Below are 20,350 nucleotides of genomic sequence, written 5' to 3' on the forward strand. Positions count from 1 at the left end.
ACATTCCGCCAAACCAAATTAAGGTCATAATCCGAGGTCTCTTGGAGAACACGCAAGGCACGAGGCAAATCAATACCGTTCTGCTCCAAAAAAATTGGATCGTTGAAGAATAGCCTTCTCTTTAAAATTGGAGCTCTACCTGCAACAGCTTCATCAATTTCAATAAATACTGGATATTTCGATGTAAATTCACTTGATTCGACATATATCGAAGACTTGTACAAAAGATTTTCAAAAAACTCTGTAAAGCGAGTTTCGTGAATCACCACTGAATCCGTATAGTTTCTAATCGTCGGCATGCTTTCCCAATAGTTCCGGAAAGCATGCGAGATAAGCATAGCCCTTCTTACTGCAATAAAATGAGAATTTAGATGGCTAGGCAAGCTCCCTTGTCCTGCAAAAGGACTGGGCACCATTTCTTTGTGGCCGGAGATGCCCCAAAAATCACAGTCTCGGCTTTCCATTTCCGAAAACATTTCCGAGAACGGGAAAAGAGGCCCGTAGAATGTGTGATTCAGCAGAAGGATTTCGTCAAAGTCGCCGAGCTTGTCGTAACCTATAAACTTGAGTCCATCGCTGTAGGCACCAACGTCGAACCCCGTATTTTCACGGATGACAACGTCGTCGGCAGCAGACCTCGCTGACATTTCTGATGATTTTGAAAGGTTGCCATTGGAGACAAAGATAATCGTCTCTACGAATGGCCTCAGCTTTCCCAGAAGGAAGAATATGTATTCATCAGCAAGACCATCTTCATCGTAAAAGAAGAAAATTGCCGCACGGCGCATCCCCAAACCCTCGCAACCAAATCCATGTGGCATAAGGGACCACGTCTCCCGCTAAGGCTTTTAGCATACTTTCGTGTAACGATGCCGCAGTTCTAGCCAAGCCGTGAATCGATCCACTCTGAAAGTTTGCCGATACCGCGCTCTACGTCATATAACGGTCGCCATTCCAGTTCGCGCACCGTCCTGTCAATGTTGGCGACAGAGCAGCGCACATCACCGTTCCGGAACATGCCGTTGACGTGCGGCTCGGGTGCCCCATATCGCTTCGCGATGATTTTCGCCAGATCAAGGACCGTGGTCTTGGAGCCCGTGCCGACATCATAGGCGAGCGATTGCGACAGATTTGTTGTCGTGGCCTTGTCGATCGCCGAGGCGACATCGTCAATGAAGACAAAATCCCTTCCGATATCGCCATCTTCATAGATCGGGATGCTCTTGCCTTCCTTGGCCATCCTGATGAACAACGACACAATTCCCGTGTAGCTATTCGTCAAGGACTGGCCAGGGCCATATACGTTTTGAAGACGAAGCACGTTGACGGCCGTTCCGAATGACAGGGCCCAGGCCCGCAGTATCTGTTCCTGGGTTAGTTTGGTCGCCCCGTAGATACTGGTCGGATTCGGTGTCGTTTTTTCCGCATCCATTGGCAGAGGTTCAAGGCCCGGAAAATCCCACTCCGCGCGCTCAAGCTGCTGCTTCGATCTCTGACCCGGATAGGTTACGTGGCCGGTCCCCCTTGGACGCCATGCCCCTTCTCCGTAGACGGCGCGGCTTGACGCCAGGACAAAGCGCTCAGGAACATGCGATGCGGTGGCGAAAGCGTCCAACATGCGGGTTGTCCCAAGGACGTTCGCCATCGCGTGGCGAGAGGCCTCTGTTAGCGATTGTCCGGTGCCCGTTTCGGCCGCAAGATGCACGACGATTTCAGGCCGGGCGGTTTCCAACGCCTGCGTCCAGGTGGAAGCCTCGGTCACATCCGCAATCACGAGTTCAACCCGCGGATCAAGTTCGGCGGGACGCTTTCGCTCAGCGTGAATCTGTGGGTGCAGGATGTCCACTACGATTACACGACCGAAACGATTCGCCAATTTGGTGGACAGCGCACAGCCAATGAAACCGGCTCCGCCAGTCACTACACATGTTTTAGACATTCAGCATACCCGGTTATTGATATGGCTGTTCGTTACCATCGTCGATCTCATTTGAATAGACGCAGAGGGGCTCAGTTCCAGATGGGCTGGCTTTAAGTGTCACGCCCCCCGTCCGCGCCTGCAAAAAGCTGCAACGGTTCTCCAACCAGATGCCCAATTTGACGACTTGGCACACGAACCGCCCGAATAGGTTTGACATGCATTCCAAACGCCACAAATCGGCGGCGTCCATGGAATTGTTGAGGCGATCGACTGCTAGCCCGTTCGCCGCTAGAATTCCGGATTCTCGCGGCCCTCTAACGCCTCATATCCCCGCTACTATACCGTCCATAACACTATTTCGAGACATCGGTTGTTGGTTGGCAGGTAAGGAGGAGCATTTTTGGCAGGTCACTTTGGAAACGGATGATTTTTTTCGGACACTTCTAAGTAGCGAACTGGATCCGGTCTTTTGGCCCACGGATTTGCTGGATAGAACAAGCGCGTGGTTTGGGCACATACCCTTCGCCCACTGGGTCGTCGGGGCTGCGAAGCCACGCGTCTTGGTCGAGCTAGGAACACACGAGGGCGTTTCGTATTCCGCATTTTGCTCCGCGGTGGCGCGAATGCAGCTGGCGACTCGATGCTATGCAGTCGATACCTGGCAAGGAGATGAACAGGCAGGCTTCTACGAGGATAGCGTATTCCAGAAACTAAGTACTTATCACGACCCACTGTTCGGACGCTTTTCCAGCCTTCTGCGGACAACATTTGACGAAGCGCATAGCCATTTTTCCGACAATTCAATAGATATTCTCCATATTGATGGTTTTCATTCCTATGAAGCGGTAAGGCATGATTTCGAGACATGGCGAGACAAATTGTCAGACCACGCGGTCGTCTTGTTCCATGACACTAATGAATTCGGAGAAGGATTCGGCGTGCACCGTCTCTGGGCAGAACTTGAAAGCGAATATCCCAGCTTCGAATTCTTACATAGCCACGGCCTTGGAGTTTTATGTGTTGGCTCGGCGTCCCCTCAAGCCATTCTGAGTCTATGCAATCTTTCGGAACGCGACAGTGATCAGCTTCGCCAGCGTTTCGATCTCCTAGGAACGCGTTGGGCAGCCGGTTCTCAGAACACTAGGCTGGCATCCTTGCTGCAGCTGGAACATCAGGCTGGCATGCAACACCTTCATGAACGGGAGCGCTTGGCCGCCGAAGTCCATAACCTCGAAGAAGAGTTAAAGCAGGCTCGCCTAACCCACGAAGAAATTCTGGAGCAAACTCGCCTGGCCTACACGGAACTTTTGACGCAGGCTGGCCAAGCTCAACAGGAATTGCAGCAAGATGTGAGTCGGAAGCTTCAGGAAGCTGATGTCAAGATGAGAGAAACCGAACGCGCTCTCAGCGTGAAAATCGCCACGATCGAATCAGAAAAGAATGCTCTTCTTGAATCGACATCATGGCGATTGGCGCGGCCGCTGAGAGCGATGAGGACGGCCACGTCGGCGGTATCGTTGAGCGGGTTTGCCAAAAGGTGCTGGACCACGCTCGGGAGGCGGCGGTGACAAGCTGAGATCCCGTGGGCCTTTTCGCGGTGTCCGTGTCAAGAAAGCCGGCGCACCACCTTCTCCGTCGACTGCCGCCAGTCCGGCGCGTTCCATCCGAACACACCCGCGAATTTCGCGCTTGATAGCCGGGAGTTGGCGGGGCGGCGCGCCTTGGTTGGGTAGTCCATCGTTGTGATATCCCCTACCCGCGCCCAAGGACCACCAGACTTCAGGCTTGTGTCGAGGATATGACGGGCAAAGCCGCTCCAGTTGGTCTCGCCCGTGCCGGCCAGATGATAGGTGCCGAACGCGGCGAAGTCCTTGTCGCGGTGCAGCATGGCGGCCGCATGCAGGATCGCGTCGGCGATATCAAGCGCCGACGTGGGATTTCCCCATTGATCGCCCACCACCGAAATCTCGTCGCGGTCGGCGGCGAGCCTCAGCATGGTTTTCACGAAATTCTTTCCGAACGGGCTGTAGACCCACGCGGTGCGCAGGATCAGGTGGCGCGGGTTGGCGGCCGCCACCGCCTGCTCGCCGGCGAGCTTGGAGGTTCCGTAGACACCGAGCGGCGCCGTCGGGTCGGTTTCGACATAGGCATCGGCCTTGGTTCCGTCGAAGACATAGTCGGTCGAAAGATGGATGACGGGAACACCGAGCCGCGCCGCGGCCTCCGCCACCTTGCCGGCACCGGTCGCGTTCACCGCGAAGGCCAGATCGGGTTCGTGCTCGGCCTGATCGACGGCGGTATAGGCGGCGGCCGACACGACGATGTCGGGCTTCGCAACCGCGATGACGTCGATCACGGTATCGAGTCTTGCCAGGTCGAGCTCCGGGCGACCGAGGGCGACGACCTCCACGCCCGCGCGCGCCTGGCCGGCCTCAAGCAGGCTCGCCGCGACCTGGCCGTCGCGTCCGGTGACGAGGAGCCTCACGCGCCCACCTTGCGTGCTTCGCCCAGCCTTTCGCCGGCATAACGCTGTTCGCGGATCGGCCCCCACCACCATTTGTTGTCGAGGAACCAGTCCACGGTCCTGGCAAGGCCGCTGTCGAAATTCTCCCTGGGCGTCCAGCCGAGCTCGCGGCTTATCTTGGAAGCATCGATGGCGTAGCGGCGGTCATGGCCGGGGCGATCGGTGACGAAGGAGATCAGCTCGCGATAGCGCCTGCCGCCGGCGCGCGGACGCCTGGTGTCGAGCAGGTCGCAGATCGTCTCGACGACGGCTAGGTTGGTGCGTTCCGAATTGCCGCCGACATTGTAGCTCTCGCCCGAATGGCCTTTCGTGGCGACCAGTTCCAGGGCACGCGCGTGATCCTCGACGAACAGCCAGTCGCGCACATTGGCGCCGGCGCCGTAGACCGGCAGCGGCCTTTCGTCGAGCGCGTTGAGGATGACGAGCGGAATCAGCTTCTCGGGGAAATGATAGGGCCCGTAATTGTTCGAACAGTTGGAGAGTACGACCGGCAGGCCGTAGGTCTCGTGCCAGGCGCGCACCAGATGGTCCGAAGCCGCCTTCGAGGCGGAATAGGGCGAGGACGGCGCGTAGGGCGTCTCCTCGACGAACATGCCGCCGTCGAAGGGCAGATCGCCGAACACCTCGTCGGTGGAGACGTGATGGAAGCGGAAGCGGGCTTTCCTGTCGCCGGACAGGCCACGCCAGTATTCGAGCGCGGCATTGAGCATCTTGTAGGTGCCAACGATGTTGGTCTCGATGAAGGCGCCCGGTCCATCGATCGAGCGGTCGACATGGCTCTCGGCGGCGAGGTTCATGACGATGTCGATATCGTCGCGGCGCAGTATGTCGAGCACCGCCCTTTCGTCACAGATATCGGCCTGGGCGAAGCGGTAATTGTGGACATTCTCAATCGGCCGCAGCGAGGCCAGATTGCCCGCATAGGTCAGTTTGTCGAGGTTGGTCACCCGGTAGGCCGGATTGGCGCACAGATGCCGGCATACCGCCGAACCGATGAAGCCGGCACCGCCCGTCACCAGAAAATTCATCCCGCTGTCCTTATGCACAACACGCTCCATCAGGCGAACACCTCGGCCGCGGCCAACATAGGCGCCTTGAGGTCCTTGTCGGAAAGCTGGAACCCGCCGGCCAGCGACGGCCATTCTATGCTGATGGCAGGATCGTCGAAACGGATCGACCGGTCATGCTCGGGCGAATAGGTGTCGGTCACCTTGTACAGCACCTCGGTGTCGGGCACGAGTGTGACAAAGCCATGCGCGAAGCCCTTTGGCACCAGGATCTGGTTGCCTTTTTCGGCCGAGACTTCGAGGGCGACCCATTTTCCGAAGGTTTTCGAGGCGCGGCGGATGTCGACCGCGACGTCGAGAATACTGCCACGGATAACGCGCAGCAGCTTGTCTTGGGCGCGCGGCGCAAGCTGATAATGAAGCCCGCGCAAGACGCCCGGGGCAGCGGAATACGAGTGATTGTCCTGCACGAAAGTCAAATCAATGCCGGCCTGCGAAAAGCGCTCGGCATTGTAGGTTTCCATAAAGAACCCGCGTGCGTCGCCATGGCGTTTCGGAACGATTTCAAGCACCCCATCGATGCCCAGGGATCTCACCTCCAGCATCTCTAGCCCTCCGAAAGATCGACGACACGCCGGCGCAGATAGGCGGCGTATTCGTTCTTGCCCAGGCGGGCCGCGCGCTCCAGCACCATGTCCGCCGTCAGCCAACCCTGTTCGAAGGCGATTTCCTCCGGGCAGGCGACCTTGATGCCCTGGCGATGTTCGATCGTGCGCACGAAGGAAGAGGCTTCGTGCAGGCTGTCATGGGTGCCGGTGTCGAGCCAGGCATAGCCGCGTCCCAGCCGATGAACATGGAGCTGGCCGCGCTCGAGATAGACGTTGTTGACCGCCGTGATCTCGATCTCGCCACGCGGCGAAGGGCGGATGGTCGGGGCGATGTCGACGACATCATTGTCGTAGAAATAGAGACCCGTGACGGCCCAGTTGGACTTCGGTGTTTGTGGCTTTTCCTCGATCGTCAGCGCGGTTCCGGTCGCCTTGTCGAAAGACACCACGCCATAGCGCTCGGGATCCTCGACATGGTAGGCGAACACCGAAGCGCCCCTCTGGCGCGATGCCGCGGCGCGGCAAAGCTGCGACAGCCCGTCGCCAAAATAGATGTTGTCGCCCAGGATCATCGACACGCTGTCCTTGCCGATGAAATCGCGGCCGATGATGAAGGCTTCCGCGAGGCCATTGGGCTGCGGCTGCTCGGCGTAGGACAGTGCCAGCCCAAAATCCGATCCGTCGCCGAGTAAACCACGGAAAGCGGGCAGATCACGAGGCGTGGAAATGATCAGAATCTCTCGTATTCCCGCGAGCATCAACACGCTCAGCGGATAATAGATCATCGGCTTGTCGTAAATGGGGAGAATTTGCTTAGAGACTGCTAATGTTAGTGGATAAAGACGTGTTCCACTGCCTCCAGCAAGGATAATTCCTTTCAAAAAGCTCTCCTTGACATGCCAAAGCCCCCCGGCCCTGAGTGCCTGTGCTTAGGTTTCATGCATTGGCTTGTCAATGCGGCACACGACAAATGCATCGACCATGTTGAATACCGTCCATCGACGGGCACCTCCCGCTTCGGCCGAACCCGTCTGGTCCCATCCTGGCAAAGGCCGAGGCCGTGATCACCGATCGCACTTTCGGCTTTATCGAGGACGGGCCTCAGGGCAGATGGATCAACACCTAGGCCACAGCCATGATCACATATGCCTGGATTTTGGCGGCAACTTCGCCGTTGCCATGTCTGTCTGCAATGGCGGATGCCGCGTAGTCGGTCGCGGCGTCCAGTTTTCCAGCGTCCCTGGCCTCGATTTCGCTGCGAAGAACGGTGCCTTGGCAATAAGCGACGGCCGGAAGGCGCGGGGAGGATGCGCAGCTTTGTTCGGCTCTCGTCTCGATCGTGACATCGGAGAAACCCGCGTCCTCCAGCTCGCGGCGGATCAGCACCTTGTCGTGGTAGCCGTGCGGCGTGCGTGCCAGGAAGCGCGGCGGATCGTCTGGGAAAATCCTCGCCAGCGCATTGGTCACGTCATCGGCGAACACATTCTCCTCGATGCGATCCCATACGTTGAACAGGAACCGTCCTCCCGGCTTCAGGACCCGCCTGGCTTCGCGGTAGGCGGAGGTGCGGTTTGGAAAGAACATCGCACCGAACTGACAACAGACGAGATCGAACGCCGCATCCTCGAACGGCAGCGCCATCGCATCCGCCTGGCGCCATTCGATGCGGCTGTCGGGTGTCTGCCGCGAAGCAGCGTAGTCGAGCATCGGCTGGTTCAGGTCGGTCACGACATAGCTTGCGTCCGGCGCCAGTCTTGGTGCCAATGCGCGGGTGACGACCCCGGTGCCCGCGGCGATTTCCAGGACCGCGCCTGGCGACAGCGCCGCGGCTCGTTGCGCGATATCCACGGCGAACGGCTCGAAAATCAAGGGCACCATGTAGCGGTCATAGTTTTCCGGAATCGAGCCCGCGAACAGCTTGTCCATTTCCAACATGGTAATCCCCACCATCCGATGACTTGGGAGACTAGCACATTTTTTTGGTCCCTGGTCCTTTTCGACCGAAGGCCGGCCTCTACGCGGCCAAGAGCGCGTTCATCACGCCCGCCCAAAATAACCCTGGTACCACTCGACGAACCGCCCTACCCCCTCCGTGACGGAGGTGCGGGGGCGGTAGCCGACCGCCGCTTGCAGCGCCGAAGTATCGGCGAAGGTGTCGGGCACGTCGCCGGCCTGCAGCGGCAGGAGCTCGATGACGGCCTTGCAGCCGAGCGCATTTTCCAGCGCCTCGACATAGGCGGTCAGTTTCACCGGGTTGCTATTGCCGATGTTGAAGATGCGCCAGGGCGCGCTGCTGGTCGCCGGATCCGGATGGCCGGAGTCCCAGGCCGGGTTGGCCGCGGCAGGACTGTCGCTGGCGCGAATCACGCCCTCGGCGATGTCCTCGACATAGGTGAAGTCGCGCGTGTGGTTGCCGTTGTTGAACAGCTTGATCGGCTCGCCGGCCAGAATGTTCCTGGTGAACAGGAACAGAGCCATATCAGGTCGCCCCCAGGGACCGTACACGGTGAAGAAACGCAGCCCCGTGGTGGGCAGGCCGAACAGATGGCTGTAGCTGTGCGCCATCAGTTCGTTGGCGCGCTTGGTGGCGGCGTAGAACTGCAAGGGATGGTCGGCCGGGCGATGCTCGGAAAACGGCATGTCGGTGTTGGCGCCATAGACACTGGAGGTGCTGGCATAGGTCAGGTGCCCGACACGGCTGCTGCGGCAGGCCTCGAGCATGTTGGTGAAAGCAACGATGTTGCTCTCGACATAGGCGCGCGGGTTTTCCAGGCTGTAGCGGACGCCTGCCTGGGCGGCGAGATGGATCACCCGGTCGAAGGCGTGTTCGGCAAAGCAGCCATCAACCACGCTATGGTCGGCGAGATTGCCGTGGATGAAATGATAGCCTGCATTGGTGCCGCGGCTCGCCTCGGCCAGGAGCCGCAGCCGCGCCTGCTTGATCTCAGGGTCGTAGTAATCGTTGATGCTGTCGATGCCGACAACCTCGTCACCGCGCTCCAGGAGCCGCCTGGCGACATGATAGCCTATGAAGCCGGCAGCGCCGGTGACCAGAACTTTCATCACAAAGGCCCGTCCGTAACATGCCTGGTGACCAGGCCCGAGCTGACCGCAGGCCAAGCTCCGGCCCGGAGTGATCCGGGCCGGATGATCTCAAATCAGGAGCGCTTCAGCAATGACCAGACGGCGGGCACGAGGCTGGCCGCGAGAGCGACCTTGATCAGGTCGCCGACGATGAACGGCACGACGCCGAATTGCCAGGATTTTTCCGGACCGATGAGCAGCGCCAGCCAGGCGAAACCCATCGCCATCATCATCACTTCGGCAACCAGAATGGCGTTGAAAAGCTTGATCGGATGACGGTCCCAGCCGCGGTCGGCGGCCCAGCCGACAATCGCGGCCATGACCACGAAGCCGGCGAGATAGCCGCCGGTCGAGCCGAGCATATAGGCGATGCCTATGCCTTTTTCCGGCGTGCCCTGGAAGACCGGGAAGCCCATCGCGCCTTCCGCCATATAAAGCAGCAGGGTGGCGACGCCGAGCCGCATGCCGAAGGCGGCGGCGATCAGGAAGACGGCGAGCGTCTGCATCGAGATGTCGACAGGCCCGAGCACTACCTTGGTCTTGGCCGAAAGGGTCAACAGCAGCGTCCCGGCAATCGCCAGGACAAACTGCGTTGCCAGTCGCGCGGCACCTTCTTGCGGCAAGGCCAGAAAAACAAGCGGGCGGATCGTCGTGGCGGTTGTCATGGTCTTCCCCATTCAATCTCGCCGCGAACCAACAATCGCGGCCTTGCGTTTTTCTATATTTGCTTGCGTGCTATGCGGCAATCGGTTTTGCCGTTCTTGGAATAATGTGGCGACATGGCCCTCAAATTCGATACCAGATTCGACCCCGCTTATGGCCAAGGCGTAAGCGTGGCCCCAGACGTGCAACGCGTCACGGCTGGGAATCCCGGTCCCTTCACCTTTCATGGCACCAACAGCTATGTCGTGGGCCGCGACACGCTGGCGGTGATCGATCCCGGGCCGGATGACGAGGCGCATCTTGAGACCTTGCTCGACGTGATCGCCGGCCGGCCGGTCAGCCACATTTTCGTCAGCCACACGCATCGCGACCATTCCCCGCTGGCGGCCCGGCTGAAGGAGCGCACCGGCGCCCAGGTGCTGGCGGAAGGACCGCACCGGCCGGCGAGGCCCTTGCATATCGGCGAAACCAATCCGCTCGACGCCAGCGCCGACACCGCTTTCGTTCCCGACATCGCGTTGCCGGACAGTGAACTGGTCAGCGGCGATGGCTGGGCGATCCGGACAGTCCTGACGCCCGGCCACACGGCCAATCACGCGGCATTCGCGCTGGAAGGCACTGGCATCCTGTTTTCAGCCGATCATGTCATGGGCTGGGCAACATCCATCGTCGCGCCGCCGGACGGGGCAATGGCCGATTACATGGCATCGCTGGACCGGCTGATCGAGCGCGGCGATCGCCTGCTGCTGCCTGGCCATGGTGGACCGGTGGCTGCGCCGCGCGCTTTCATGCGCGGGCTGAAGACGCATCGCAAGATGCGCGAACGAGCCATACTGGAGCGGATCAGAGCTGGTGACAGGACCATTCTCGCCATGGTCAACGCGATCTACAGGGATACCGATCCCCGGCTGCACGGCGCCGCCGGCCTGTCGGTGCTTGCCCATCTGGAGGACCTGGTGGGACGCGGCGTGGTGGCGACGGACACTGCCCCCGCCATAGATGGCGTTTTCACGCCGGGCCGATAGGCCTGCCCGCCCGCCCACGGTGTTCACCCGACCATCGTCGCCGGCGCGCAATTCGCCCGAAAAATGGCTATTGGGCCGGCGCCGCGCCGACCTGGCCGGCGACTTCCTGGTCCAGTTCCGCCAGGAAATCGGTGATGCGCGCGGCATTGTCGCCAAGATCGTGGCGGCCGTAACGCGAGGCAGATCGCATATCAACGATGACCGTGTCGCCGTCATCCCTCACGCGAATGGCGACGTCCGCAGGAAGGCCAAGAACGAAGCTCGAGGCGATGGCGGTAATGGTCACCTCTGTCTGCCCGGCGAGTTCGGGATAAGGCTCCGAAAGGTCCCAGCCGCGCCGGTCGAGCACCGTTTCAACGGCATTGACGACGGTCTCGAATGGCAGGTCGTAGCTGCGTGCGGTGACCAATGGATAGCTGTCGGTCTGCAACGTCTGCTCACCCGGCGTCGGCGGGGACAGCACGTTCATGTCCCTGGTCCGGTCACCGACATCGAGCGCGGGCGGTTCATCGAAATCGGTCGAGATGTCGCGCAGCGGCGGATAGATCGTCGCCCAGTAGGCGGCAACGCCGTAGGGGGTGAGCACCAGCAGTGCCAGCAAGGCGCCGACGGTGAGATCACGGCCACCACGGTCACCAAAATTCCACAGCCTTGCAAAGGCCAGGCCGGCAAACAGCAGCGCGAGCGCCGCCAGCAGGGCGACAATGCCCAGCACCCACAGGAACACCGGCGTTTGGACGAGGCCGAAGCGATGGCCGACAAAGTTCGTCAGCAAAAGCACCATCGAAAAGGCGCCCGTGCGCCGCGACCAGCCGGCAGCCTTCGACGTTTGCCGTTCGGGAATGCTAACCATTATGCTCTGCGCTGCCCCAACCGGGATGGAGGTTTAGTGCCTTTTTGCGGCGGCTTGAAGCCGAAACACGCAACATCCCCTCAATCCGTCGGCAAGCGATAGTCCCTGAACTGCTGACGCAAGGTGATCTTCTGGATCTTGCCGGTGGCGGTGTGCGGTATCTCGCCGACGAAGGCGACGTCGTCCGGCATCCACCATTTGGCGACCTTGCCATCCATGAAATCGAGAATCTCGGCCTTGGTCGGTTCCTTGCCAGGTTTGGCGACGACGACCAGCAAGGGCCGCTCGCCCCATTTCGAATGCTGGACGCCGATCGCCGCCGCTTCCGCCACATCGGGATGGCCGACAGCCAGATTTTCCAGGTCGATGGTCGAAATCCATTCGCCGCCGGACTTGATGACGTCCTTCGCGCGATCGGTGATTTGCATGTAACCGCCGGCGTCGATATGAGCGACGTCTCCGGTATCGAACCAGCTATCCTTATCGAACTGCTCCGCGCCCACACCGCCATAATAGGCGCGGGCGACGGCCGGGCCGCGTACCTTGAGCCTGCCAAACGTCTTGCCGTCCCACGGCTGCGCGTTGTCATCGTCATCGGTCACCTTCATTTCGACGCCGAAGGGCGGGTAACCCTGCTTGCCCTGGACGTCGAGCCTCGCCTCGCCGTCCAGGCCTGCATAGTCCGGCTTCAAGGTGCACAGCGTGCCGAGCGGCGACATTTCGGTCATACCCCAGGCGTGGATGACCTGGACACCGTACTTGTCCTGGAATTTCGCCATGATCGCGCGCGGGCACGACGAGCCGCCGATCACAACCTTGTTGAGATGGGGAAGCGCCTTGCCGGTCTCTTCCAGATATTGCAGCAGCATCATCCACACGGTCGGCACGGCGGCGCTGAATGTCACCTTCTCCTGATCGAGCAACTCATAGATGGAGGCGCCGTCCATTTTGCAGCCAGGCATGACCAGCTTGGCGCCGGTCATCGGCCCGCTCTGGCCAAGGCCCCAGGCATTGGCGTGGAACATCGGCACCACCGGCAGGATCGTGTCGCGCGCCGACAGGCCCATGGCGTCGGGCATGGCAGCGATCATGGCGTGCAGCACGTTCGAGCGATGGCTGTAGACGACGCCCTTTGGGTCACCCGTCGTGCCGGACGTATAGCACATGCCGGCCGCGGTGCCTTCATGAAAGGTCTTCCAGGCGAAGTCGCCATCAACCTCGTCAAGCCAGTCCTCGTAGGCAACGACACCGGGCAGGGTCGTTTGCGGCATGTGCGCCTTGTCGGTGAGCACGATCACCTTCTTCAGCGATTGGACGGCACCCGCGATCTTCTCGAGCAACGGGATGAAGGTAAGGTCGACGAAGACGGCCTTGTCCTCGGCGTGGTTCATGATCCAGACGATCTGTTCAGGAAACAGGCGCGGATTGAGGGTGTGGTAGATAGCACCGATGCCCATGATGCCGTACCAGGCCTCGATGTGGCGGGCGGTGTTCCAGGCCAGTGTCGCGATGCGGTCGCCCAACGCGAAACCGTCGCGCTCCAAGCGCTGGGCGACCTTGAGGGAACGACGATGGATGTCGGCGTAGGTGGTGCGCACGATCGGTCCCTCGATCGAACGCGATACGATCTCGCGCACACCATGCTGCCTTTCAGCGTTGTCGATCAGCTTGTGGCACAGTAGCGGCCATTCCTGCATCAATCCCAGCATGCCGTTCCCTCCCTCACGCTTTTCACGTCGCGCTTTTGATCGCATTGTGAAGCGAACCGGCGAATTGTCCAGCCACCTACGGGAGCAGCGGACGAAAGTCGGAGTTCGACCTGTATTTGGCAAACGATTGAATCCGGACGCTTTTTAATTTCGTTTGGCGGGCCTTGCTGCCATTCGAGTGACAGGGGCTTCAAATCCATTACGTCGACGCAAACTCTCGTGATCGGACCAACCGCAAAAAAGTGTCATAATCCGGCCATCGTCGGTGTTAAGCTTCGTTAACGGGCAAAGGGGTGCGATTGGCGACTGAGAGAGGTTCGCATGGACGCGCTCGACGATAAGGTTCTCGAGAGTACGCTTGCCGAAAGCCTGGCCGGTGTGGTGCCGGACGAAAAGACTGTTTCCGAAGACGAGTTCGTAGAAGTTGTCGGCGGCGCGCTAGAAGCGGTCGGCGGCACGCTGCTGTTCAAGATGTGCGTCCAGAACGAAGGGGAAGGCCAGCATGTCGCGGCGGCATCCGTCGGCGATGGCGGCAATCGCCAGTTCCTGCTGCTCACCTTGCCAACCGGCGGCGGGGCGCTGAAAGTCGAGACGATTTCTAGAAGCAGCAATCCGGTGGCGGGCATCGCGGCCGCCTATGCCGGGCTGATGGACGCCTTCAAAACCGCCGCCTGAATTTCCGCGGCCACGAGAAGGCAATCTTCGCGCCACGCACGGGCGCATGGCGTCTGTTTTGTTTGTGACTACGGGTCTTGCGCAATCCGGCCGTCCACCACACTTAAGGTCGGGGCAAGGAGGAACCAGCATGGACAAGATCGCCAACCCGGCACCCGGCTTCCAGCGCAATCCCGACAGGATCATCACGATAGAGCCCTATTCCGGCACCGTCACGGTCCGCGCCGGCGATACCGTCATCGCGTCGTCCGCGAAGGCGAAGGTGCTGACGGAGGCCCCCTACCCCGCCGCCTTCTACATTCCGTTCACCGACATCGATTTCGACAAGCTCAGCCGAACGGACCACGCGACCCACTGCCCCTATAAGGGTGACGCCAGCTATTGGAGCGTGCTGCCGGCGGGCGAAGCGGGCAAGGACGCGATGTGGGCCTACCGCCAGCCATACGACGAGATGACCGAGATCCGCGACCACGGCGCGTTCTATGCCAGCAAGGTCACCATCGAAGCCAAGCCGGACTGAACGCTTCGGCCGACGCACTCAAGGGTGCACTGAGATTCAGATCAGGCCCAGTCGTTAGAGCGGTTCGGCGGTTCTATCAAACACTGAACCGCCCTACTCAGTGGTGCCGTGATCGCCCGTCCCGTCGGCGTCGTCGAGCCGCACGAAGGTCATGCCCTTGTCCTTGAGTGCCCGCAGGCCCTGCACCACGCCCTCGCCGGCGGCGTGGGTCGGCTGGTTGATGTGCGAGATAATGACGTCGCCATCCTTGGCAGCGGCGATACGCCTGGCGGTTTCCTTGGCGCCGAGCAGCGAGCCGCCGTCGCCATTGATCGAGAAGCCGGCAATCTTGAAGCCCAGCTTGCGGATCATCGCGATGGCCGAGGGGCTGTATTCGGCGGTTGCGCCACGGAACCATTTCGGCGCTGGCTCGCCGGTCGTGGCCAGAGCCGCGGCCCCTGACTCGACCTCGGCGAGCACAGCCTCCGGGCTGCCGGCGCTGCTTATGCCATAGATCTTCCGTGGCGTGTCGACCGCCGGAACATGGCGGCCGCCGTGATTTTCCAGTTCGAACAGGTCGGGATGCGCCCGCATGATCGCGACGGCCTCGGCGTTGCGCTTCAGCCAGATGCCGGTGACGAAAATGGTGGCCGGTATTTTGTTGTCCACCAGCGCCGAGAGAATGCGCGTGTCGGTCTTGCCGCCGCAGGCATCGAGCGTGAGCGCAACGCGGCCGGTTCCGCTTGCAGCCGGCTTGATGTGCAGCGTGGGTTCGACCAGCGGCGCGGCATGGGCACCGGATATCAGCGCCACCGACATGGCGATCGTGCAGAGATGTTTTTGCAGCAGACGCATCAAACCAAATTCCCGAAACCAAATTCCCGGCTGGCGACTTCAAGCCGCCATCCCATAAAACCCGCATGAAGGCGGAAATCAGACGAGGGATAGCAGAAAAACGCCTGGCGCGGCAATTTGACCTCCGGCTTGGTGAACATTCAGCGACAGTCTTGCCGACCCATCGCCCTCAGACAAAGCGTTCCTTTTTCAGATCGGTGCGTGCGAGGATCTCGCGCACGGCGTCGACGACCGGCTTCACCTCCAGACGCCAGACACAGCAAGCCTTGCTGGGGTCGGACCGACGACACAAATCCCTGGCCACGCAATCGCAGGGCATTGACGGCCGAAGCGCGATGCTGGGCACGCCGACAGGCCCCCAGCGCGACGGATGAGTCAGGCCGAAAAGGCCGACAACCGGGGTACCCGCGGCAGCGGCCATGTGCATCGGGCCGCTTTCGTTGCCGAGAAACAGGCGGGCCTGTTCCAGGACCGCCAGCAGGCTCTCGAGCGAAAGCGCTCCGACCAGGTCGACCACCGGCGTCGCGGTCCCGGAAACGATCCGCGCGGCGGTTTCACGTTCGCCTGGCCCTCCCACCAGGACAACGCCCAGTCCGGTTTCGGCCGCAACCTGGTCAATTGCCTCGGCAAACCGTTCCGGCTGCCATTGCCGGCCCTTGAAACTCGCGCCCGCATGGACGGCGACGAAGGCGTTCGGGTGGATATCGTGCGTGCCCAGAAGCGCCAGGGCTTTCGCGGCCTCGAATGTCGACGGCTGGATGCTCGGTACCGTCACGCGCAAATCGATGCCGAGCGCTTCAAGTGGGGAGAGATAGCGATAGACAAAATGCTGGCCGCCAAACCCGTATGGTTTGGCAAACACATTGGCGGGCTGCCGCTCCAGCAGCTTCAGCGGCCTCTCGGGAGGATTGTAGCCGACACGCTTCCTGGCATTGACGAACCCGCTGACGACCCGAGAGGTCTTGGAATCGGTCACATCGATCGTCAGGTCGAAGCGGAAGCGGCGCAGCGCCCGCACCACGGCATAGACCTCTTTTCCACGCTCCAGCGGGTTGCCTCGCATGCGGGCCCGCCTGAACGTAACCACCTCGGAAGCGATGCCATGCGCAACCACGAAGCTCTCGAAGTGGGCTTCGCAGAGGAATACAATCCTGGCGTCGGGAAATTCGAGCTGCAGGTTCCTGGCGAGCGTCGAGGCGAGGACGATATCGCCTATGAACTTCGTTTGAATAACCAGGATCGAGCGGAACGGAGCGGGTGATATCTGCAACGTCTGTTTCCGGAGACAATTGGCGGTCATCCGCAAATTGGTCGCAAACAATGTCGAGATTACGCTCATGTCGCCAGCACGTTCGCGTGAGTTTTCATACAAAACCGTAAGCTTGGTGCCGGTCTAGCCGCGTCCTGCCTTTGCCGCGTGCACCGCGGCCTGCGCCGCCGCCAGCCTAGCGATCGGCACGCGATAGGGTGAGCAGGAGACGTAGTCGAGCCCGACATCCTCGCAAAAGCGGATCGACGAGGGATCACCACCATGTTCGCCGCAGATGCCAAGCTTGATGCTAGGCCGCGTCGCCCTGCCCTTTTGCGCCGCCATGCGTACCAGTTCGCCGACACCGTCGATATCGAGGGAGACGAACGGATCCTGCTCGATGATGCCCTTCTGGCGGTAGGTTTCCAGGAAGGAGGCCGCGTCGTCGCGCGAGATGCCGAAGGTGGTCTGGGTGAGGTCGTTGGTGCCGAAGGAGAAGAACTCGGCCGACTCCGCGATGACATGGGCACGGATCGCCGCGCGGGGGAGTTCAATCATCGTTCCAGTGAGGTAATCGATCTTGACGCCGCTCTCGTCCATGACGCTCTTGGCGACCGCATCGATACGCGCCTTCACATAATCGAGTTCCTTCACCAGGCCGACCAGCGGCACCATGATCTCGGGCACCACCAGCGCGCCGGCTTTCCTGCCGGCCTCGACGGCTGCCTCGAAAATGGCGCGCGCCTGCATCTCGGCGATCTCCGGGTAAGACACGGCGAGCCGACAGCCGCGATGGCCGAGCATCGGGTTGAATTCGTGCAGCGCCTCGGTGCGCTGTCTGAGCTTGTCGGGCGACACGTTCATGGCGGCCGCGACTTCGGCGACTTCCGCTTCCGTCTTGGGCAGGAATTCGTGCAGTGGCGGATCGAGCAGGCGGATCGTCACCGGCAGGCCGGCCATGATTTCGAACAGTTCCAAGAAATCCGAGCGCTGCATGGGCAGAAGCTTGGCCAGCGCAGCGCGCCGGTCCTTCTCGGTGTCGGCCAGGATCATCTCGCGCATGGCGACGATGCGGGCGCCGTCGAAGAACATGTGCTCGGTGCGGCAAAGACCGATGCCTTCGGCGCCGAAAGAGCGCGCCATGCGCGCATCGAGCGGCGTTTCGGCATTGGTGCGCACCTTCATGCGGCGCACCGCGTCCGCCCACTCCATGATCGCGGCGAAATCGCCTGACAATTCCGGCTGCAGCATCGCCACGGCGCCCTTGAGCACCTGGCCGTTGCCGCCATCGATGGTGATGATGTCGCCCTTGCGGAAGGTTTGTCCCATCGAGAGCAGCGTGCCGGCCCTGTAGTCGACACGCAGCGAGCCGGCGCCCGACACACAAGGCTTGCCCATGCCGCGCGCAACGACGGCGGCGTGGCTGGTCATGCCGCCGCGCGTGGTCAGGATGCCTTCGGCAGCATGCATGCCATGGATATCTTCCGGACTGGTCTCTATGCGCACCAGGATCGCCTTGCGTCCTTGCGTCTTCAGGTCCTCGGCATCGCCGGAGGAAAAGACGATCTCGCCGGTGGCGGCTCCCGGCGACGCCGGCAGGCCGACGCCGATGACGTCGCGCGCGGCTTTTGGGTCGATGGTCGGGTGCAGCAACTGGTCGAGCGAAGCCGGATCGATGCGAGCGACCGCCTCTTCTTTGGTGATCAGCCCGTCCCTGGCCATTTCGACGGCGATCCTGAGTGCGGCCTTGGCGGTGCGCTTGCCGGACCTTGTCTGCAGCATCCACAATTTGCCGCGCTCGATTGTGAATTCGAGGTCCTGCATGTCGCGGTAGTGCTTTTCCAGGCTGTCGGAGATGGTGACGAAGGACTGGAAGGCGTCCGGCATCAGCTTCTGCAGTGACGGCTTGTCGGAACCCGCCGCGATGCGCGCCGCCTCGGTGATGTTCTGCGGCGTGCGGATGCCGGCAACGACATCCTCGCCCTGCGCGTTGACCAGGAACTCGCCATAGAGCTGCTTTTCGCCGGTCGACGGGTTGCGGGTGAAGGCAACGCCGGTGGCCGAGGTCTCGCCCATATTGCCGAACACCATGGCCTGGACATTGACCGCCGTGCCCCAGCTTTCGGGAATATCGTGCAGGCGCCGGTAGGTGATGGCGCGGTTGTTCATCCAGCTCGAAAACACCGCGCCGATCGCGCCCCAGAGCTGCTCGTGCGGATCCTGCGGGAACGGCTTGCCCAGCTCTTCCTCGACCTTGGCCTTGTAGAGCGCGATGACGCCCTGCCATTCGATGGCCGTTAGCTCGGTGTCGAGCTCATGGCCGAGGCTGGCTTTCTGGTCTTCCAGGATTTCCTCGAACACCTCGTGATCGAGACCCATGACGACATCGGAATACATCTGGATGAAACGGCGGTAGCTGTCATAGGCAAAGCGCGCATCGCCGGAATCGGAGGCCAGCGCCTCGACCGTCTCGTCGTTCAATCCGAGATTGAGCACGGTGTCCATCATGCCGGGCATCGACGCCCGGGCGCCGGAACGCACCGAAACCAGGAGCAGCTTCGACGGGTCGCCGAACCGGCGGCCAGTTAGCCGGCCGATATGGTCGAGCGCGACGGTGACGTCGGCTTCCAATCCCGCCGGGTAGGTACGGCCATCGGCATAGTAGGCATTGCAGACCTCGGTGGTGATCGTGAAGCCCGGCGGCACCGGCAGGCCCAGGCTGCACATCTCGGCCAGATTGGCGCCCTTGCCGCCCAACAGATTCCTGTCGCCGGCACGGCCTTCCGCCGCACCATCGCCAAAGGTGAAAACCCATTTGGTCATGCTTTGCTCTCCGGTTGCAGGAGATTGGAAAGATTGGCGAAACGGAAAGCTCCGCCCGTGTCCGACTTCGAGCGATATGATGCTGCAGTGCGAAACGCAAGCGCCGGGCAAGTCGTCGGGTCGCTACAATCGATTAAGAAAAAGCCATCGCCCGGGATGCGTCAAAAAGACTTGCCACCTGATGGTTCCATGTCTAGAACATAAAGGGAACAAGAGGTGCCTCATGAAACAGCCTGGAAAACTGGACTATCTTGAAATGCCGGCGACCGGCGGCACGCTGGACCGGATGAAAGGCTTCTACAGTGCCGCCTTTGGCTGGTCGTTCACCGACTATGGACCGACCTATTCGGCCTTTGCGGAGGGGCTGGACGGAGGTTTTCAGGCCGATGTGGAAGAAGCGCCGGCCAAGCCGCTGCCTGTGCTTTACAGTGAGAATCTGGAAGAAACCCTTCGCGCCGTCGAAAGCGCCGGCGGAACGATTGTCAAGCCGATATTCCCATTCCCCGGTGGCCGACGCTTCCACTTTGTCGACCCAGCCGGCAACGAGTTGGCTGTGTGGTCCCTATGATCCGTTGCGGATCATCTGGCGGCAATCGCGCTGCTGGTCAGCCGGGTGCCTTCGCGGTCGCTCATAGGCATTGTGCTTTTCGGCTGCTCTGCTAATAACGCGCCGCACAGCGACTCTGACGGCTTATTGGGGCGTCGCCAAGTGGTAAGGCATCGGTTTTTGGTACCGACATTCCCAGGTTCGAATCCTGGCGCCCCAGCCAAATTGGATGGGTCCGTTCCGGACACATAGGTTACGGTTTATACCGGAGACATGGGTAACACTTTTGGCCCGAAGGGGTTTTGGAG

Annotated in this window: 20 protein-coding genes and 1 tRNA gene; 6 read left to right on the plus strand and 15 right to left on the minus strand. The window is 60.9% G+C overall.

Features of this window, described 5'->3' with window-relative positions:
* Positions 1–821 (minus strand): rhamnan synthesis F family protein (locus FJ434_RS29120; protein ID WP_281406460.1); only part of this gene is annotated, 821 nt, incomplete at its 3' end.
* A gap of 59 nt (positions 822–880) precedes the next feature.
* A complete protein-coding gene (locus FJ434_RS29125; RefSeq protein WP_140753009.1) occupies positions 881–1,939 on the minus strand; it encodes an NAD-dependent epimerase/dehydratase family protein in 1,059 nt (352 codons plus the stop codon).
* 230 nt (positions 1,940–2,169) lie between these two features.
* On the opposite strand from FJ434_RS29125, the gene FJ434_RS29130 reads away from it, so the two are divergent.
* Entirely contained in the window at positions 2,170–3,489 is a 1,320-nt protein-coding gene (locus FJ434_RS29130; RefSeq protein WP_140753017.1) for a class I SAM-dependent methyltransferase, read from the plus strand.
* Positions 3,490–3,527: 38 nt separating this feature from the next.
* Here the strand turns inward: FJ434_RS29130 and rfbD are convergent, their stop codons facing one another.
* From rfbD to FJ434_RS29165, 7 genes are all read right to left on the minus strand, one after another.
* On the minus strand, positions 3,528–4,406 hold the full coding sequence (rfbD, locus tag FJ434_RS29135) for a dTDP-4-dehydrorhamnose reductase (protein WP_140753007.1): 879 nt from the start codon (positions 4,404–4,406) through the stop codon (positions 3,528–3,530).
* Positions 4,403–5,473 (minus strand): dTDP-glucose 4,6-dehydratase, encoded by a 1,071-nt coding sequence (gene rfbB, locus FJ434_RS29140; protein ID WP_140753005.1) that lies wholly within the window; start codon positions 5,471–5,473, stop codon positions 4,403–4,405. The genes rfbD and rfbB overlap by 4 nt, the downstream gene beginning before the upstream one ends.
* A 29-nt stretch (positions 5,474–5,502) precedes the next feature.
* Positions 5,503–6,057: a dTDP-4-dehydrorhamnose 3,5-epimerase gene (gene rfbC, locus FJ434_RS29145; protein ID WP_140753003.1), complete on the minus strand. Its 555-nt coding sequence runs from the start codon at positions 6,055–6,057 to the stop codon at positions 5,503–5,505.
* A gap of 2 nt (positions 6,058–6,059) precedes the next feature.
* Entirely contained in the window at positions 6,060–6,941 is an 882-nt protein-coding gene (gene rfbA, locus FJ434_RS29150) for a glucose-1-phosphate thymidylyltransferase RfbA (RefSeq protein WP_140717955.1), read from the minus strand.
* A 241-nt stretch (positions 6,942–7,182) separates the two neighbouring features.
* The gene (locus tag FJ434_RS29155; RefSeq protein ID WP_140753001.1) at positions 7,183–7,995 is read right to left on the minus strand and encodes a class I SAM-dependent methyltransferase; all 813 of its coding nucleotides are present in this window, start codon (positions 7,993–7,995) and stop codon (positions 7,183–7,185) included.
* Positions 7,996–8,097: 102 nt separating this feature from the next.
* On the minus strand, positions 8,098–9,123 hold the full coding sequence (locus FJ434_RS29160; RefSeq protein ID WP_140753015.1) for an NAD-dependent epimerase: 1,026 nt from the start codon (positions 9,121–9,123) through the stop codon (positions 8,098–8,100).
* A 95-nt stretch (positions 9,124–9,218) separates the two neighbouring features.
* Positions 9,219–9,809, minus strand: coding sequence for a biotin transporter BioY (locus FJ434_RS29165; RefSeq protein ID WP_140752999.1), 591 nt, complete (start codon positions 9,807–9,809; stop codon positions 9,219–9,221).
* A gap of 114 nt (positions 9,810–9,923) precedes the next feature.
* Between FJ434_RS29165 and FJ434_RS29170 the strand changes: the two genes are divergently transcribed.
* On the plus strand, positions 9,924–10,832 hold the full coding sequence (locus FJ434_RS29170) for an MBL fold metallo-hydrolase (protein WP_140752997.1): 909 nt from the start codon (positions 9,924–9,926) through the stop codon (positions 10,830–10,832).
* 67 nt (positions 10,833–10,899) lie between these two features.
* Here the strand turns inward: FJ434_RS29170 and FJ434_RS29175 are convergent, their stop codons facing one another.
* Positions 10,900–11,685 (minus strand): DUF1499 domain-containing protein, encoded by a 786-nt coding sequence (locus FJ434_RS29175; RefSeq protein ID WP_140717961.1) that lies wholly within the window; start codon positions 11,683–11,685, stop codon positions 10,900–10,902.
* A gap of 80 nt (positions 11,686–11,765) precedes the next feature.
* Positions 11,766–13,394 carry a fatty-acid--CoA ligase gene (locus tag FJ434_RS29180; RefSeq protein WP_140752995.1) on the minus strand — a complete coding sequence of 543 codons (1,629 nt, stop codon included), beginning with the start codon at positions 13,392–13,394 and terminating at the stop codon, positions 11,766–11,768.
* A gap of 321 nt (positions 13,395–13,715) precedes the next feature.
* Here FJ434_RS29180 and FJ434_RS29185 point away from each other — a divergent pair, with 321 nt between their 5' ends.
* Positions 13,716–14,069: a hypothetical protein gene (locus FJ434_RS29185; RefSeq protein ID WP_140752993.1), complete on the plus strand. Its 354-nt coding sequence runs from the start codon at positions 13,716–13,718 to the stop codon at positions 14,067–14,069.
* Positions 14,070–14,199: 130 nt separating this feature from the next.
* Positions 14,200–14,589 carry a DUF427 domain-containing protein gene (locus FJ434_RS29190; RefSeq protein WP_140510467.1) on the plus strand — a complete coding sequence of 130 codons (390 nt, stop codon included), beginning with the start codon at positions 14,200–14,202 and terminating at the stop codon, positions 14,587–14,589.
* 93 nt (positions 14,590–14,682) lie between these two features.
* Here FJ434_RS29190 and FJ434_RS29195 read toward each other — a convergent pair whose 3' ends face one another.
* From FJ434_RS29195 to ppdK, 4 genes are all read right to left on the minus strand, one after another.
* Complete coding sequence (locus FJ434_RS29195; RefSeq protein ID WP_140752991.1) at positions 14,683–15,423, minus strand: polysaccharide deacetylase family protein; 741 nt, start codon at positions 15,421–15,423, stop codon at positions 14,683–14,685.
* Positions 15,423–15,563: a hypothetical protein gene (locus FJ434_RS29965; protein WP_181166174.1), complete on the minus strand. Its 141-nt coding sequence runs from the start codon at positions 15,561–15,563 to the stop codon at positions 15,423–15,425. Before FJ434_RS29965 ends, FJ434_RS29195 begins: the two co-directional genes overlap by 1 nt.
* 29 nt (positions 15,564–15,592) lie before the next feature.
* Entirely contained in the window at positions 15,593–16,693 is a 1,101-nt protein-coding gene (locus FJ434_RS29200) for a glycosyltransferase family 9 protein (protein ID WP_246678430.1), read from the minus strand.
* A 123-nt stretch (positions 16,694–16,816) separates the two neighbouring features.
* Positions 16,817–19,495: a pyruvate, phosphate dikinase gene (ppdK, locus tag FJ434_RS29205; protein WP_140752989.1), complete on the minus strand. Its 2,679-nt coding sequence runs from the start codon at positions 19,493–19,495 to the stop codon at positions 16,817–16,819.
* 223 nt (positions 19,496–19,718) lie between these two features.
* Here ppdK and FJ434_RS29210 point away from each other — a divergent pair, with 223 nt between their 5' ends.
* Both FJ434_RS29210 and FJ434_RS29215 read left to right on the plus strand, forming a co-directional pair.
* Complete coding sequence (locus FJ434_RS29210; protein ID WP_140753011.1) at positions 19,719–20,063, plus strand: VOC family protein; 345 nt, start codon at positions 19,719–19,721, stop codon at positions 20,061–20,063.
* Positions 20,064–20,190: 127 nt separating this feature from the next.
* Positions 20,191–20,265: transfer RNA gene (locus FJ434_RS29215), tRNA-Gln, on the plus strand.
* Positions 20,266–20,350 lie beyond the last annotated feature (85 nt).

This window comes from Mesorhizobium sp. B2-5-13 (assembly GCF_006440535.1).
Taxonomy (GTDB): Bacteria; Pseudomonadota; Alphaproteobacteria; order Rhizobiales; family Rhizobiaceae; genus Mesorhizobium; species Mesorhizobium salmacidum.

Bases quoted from the DNA above. Each gene is read 5' to 3' on its own strand.
- FJ434_RS29155 (WP_140753001.1), bottom strand. From the start codon at position 7,995: ATGTTGGAAATGGACAAGCTGTTCGCGGGCTCGATTCCGGAAAACTAT.
- FJ434_RS29125 (WP_140753009.1), bottom strand. From the start codon at position 1,939: ATGTCTAAAACATGTGTAGTGACTGGCGGAGCCGGTTTCATTGGCTGT.
- rfbB (WP_140753005.1), bottom strand. From the start codon at position 5,473: ATGAATTTTCTGGTGACGGGCGGTGCCGGCTTCATCGGTTCGGCGGTA.
- FJ434_RS29185 (WP_140752993.1), top strand. From the start codon at position 13,716: ATGGACGCGCTCGACGATAAGGTTCTCGAGAGTACGCTTGCCGAAAGC.
- FJ434_RS29175 (WP_140717961.1), bottom strand. From the start codon at position 11,685: ATGGTTAGCATTCCCGAACGGCAAACGTCGAAGGCTGCCGGCTGGTCG.
- FJ434_RS29130 (WP_140753017.1), top strand. From the start codon at position 2,170: ATGGAATTGTTGAGGCGATCGACTGCTAGCCCGTTCGCCGCTAGAATT.
- FJ434_RS29195 (WP_140752991.1), bottom strand. From the start codon at position 15,423: ATGCGTCTGCTGCAAAAACATCTCTGCACGATCGCCATGTCGGTGGCG.
- FJ434_RS29170 (WP_140752997.1), top strand. From the start codon at position 9,924: ATGGCCCTCAAATTCGATACCAGATTCGACCCCGCTTATGGCCAAGGC.
- ppdK (WP_140752989.1), bottom strand. From the start codon at position 19,495: ATGACCAAATGGGTTTTCACCTTTGGCGATGGTGCGGCGGAAGGCCGT.
- FJ434_RS29180 (WP_140752995.1), bottom strand. From the start codon at position 13,394: ATGCTGGGATTGATGCAGGAATGGCCGCTACTGTGCCACAAGCTGATC.
- FJ434_RS29190 (WP_140510467.1), top strand. From the start codon at position 14,200: ATGGACAAGATCGCCAACCCGGCACCCGGCTTCCAGCGCAATCCCGAC.
- FJ434_RS29210 (WP_140753011.1), top strand. From the start codon at position 19,719: ATGAAACAGCCTGGAAAACTGGACTATCTTGAAATGCCGGCGACCGGC.
- FJ434_RS29965 (WP_181166174.1), bottom strand. From the start codon at position 15,563: ATGTTCACCAAGCCGGAGGTCAAATTGCCGCGCCAGGCGTTTTTCTGC.
- rfbC (WP_140753003.1), bottom strand. From the start codon at position 6,057: ATGCTGGAGGTGAGATCCCTGGGCATCGATGGGGTGCTTGAAATCGTT.
- FJ434_RS29165 (WP_140752999.1), bottom strand. From the start codon at position 9,809: ATGACAACCGCCACGACGATCCGCCCGCTTGTTTTTCTGGCCTTGCCG.
- FJ434_RS29160 (WP_140753015.1), bottom strand. From the start codon at position 9,123: ATGAAAGTTCTGGTCACCGGCGCTGCCGGCTTCATAGGCTATCATGTC.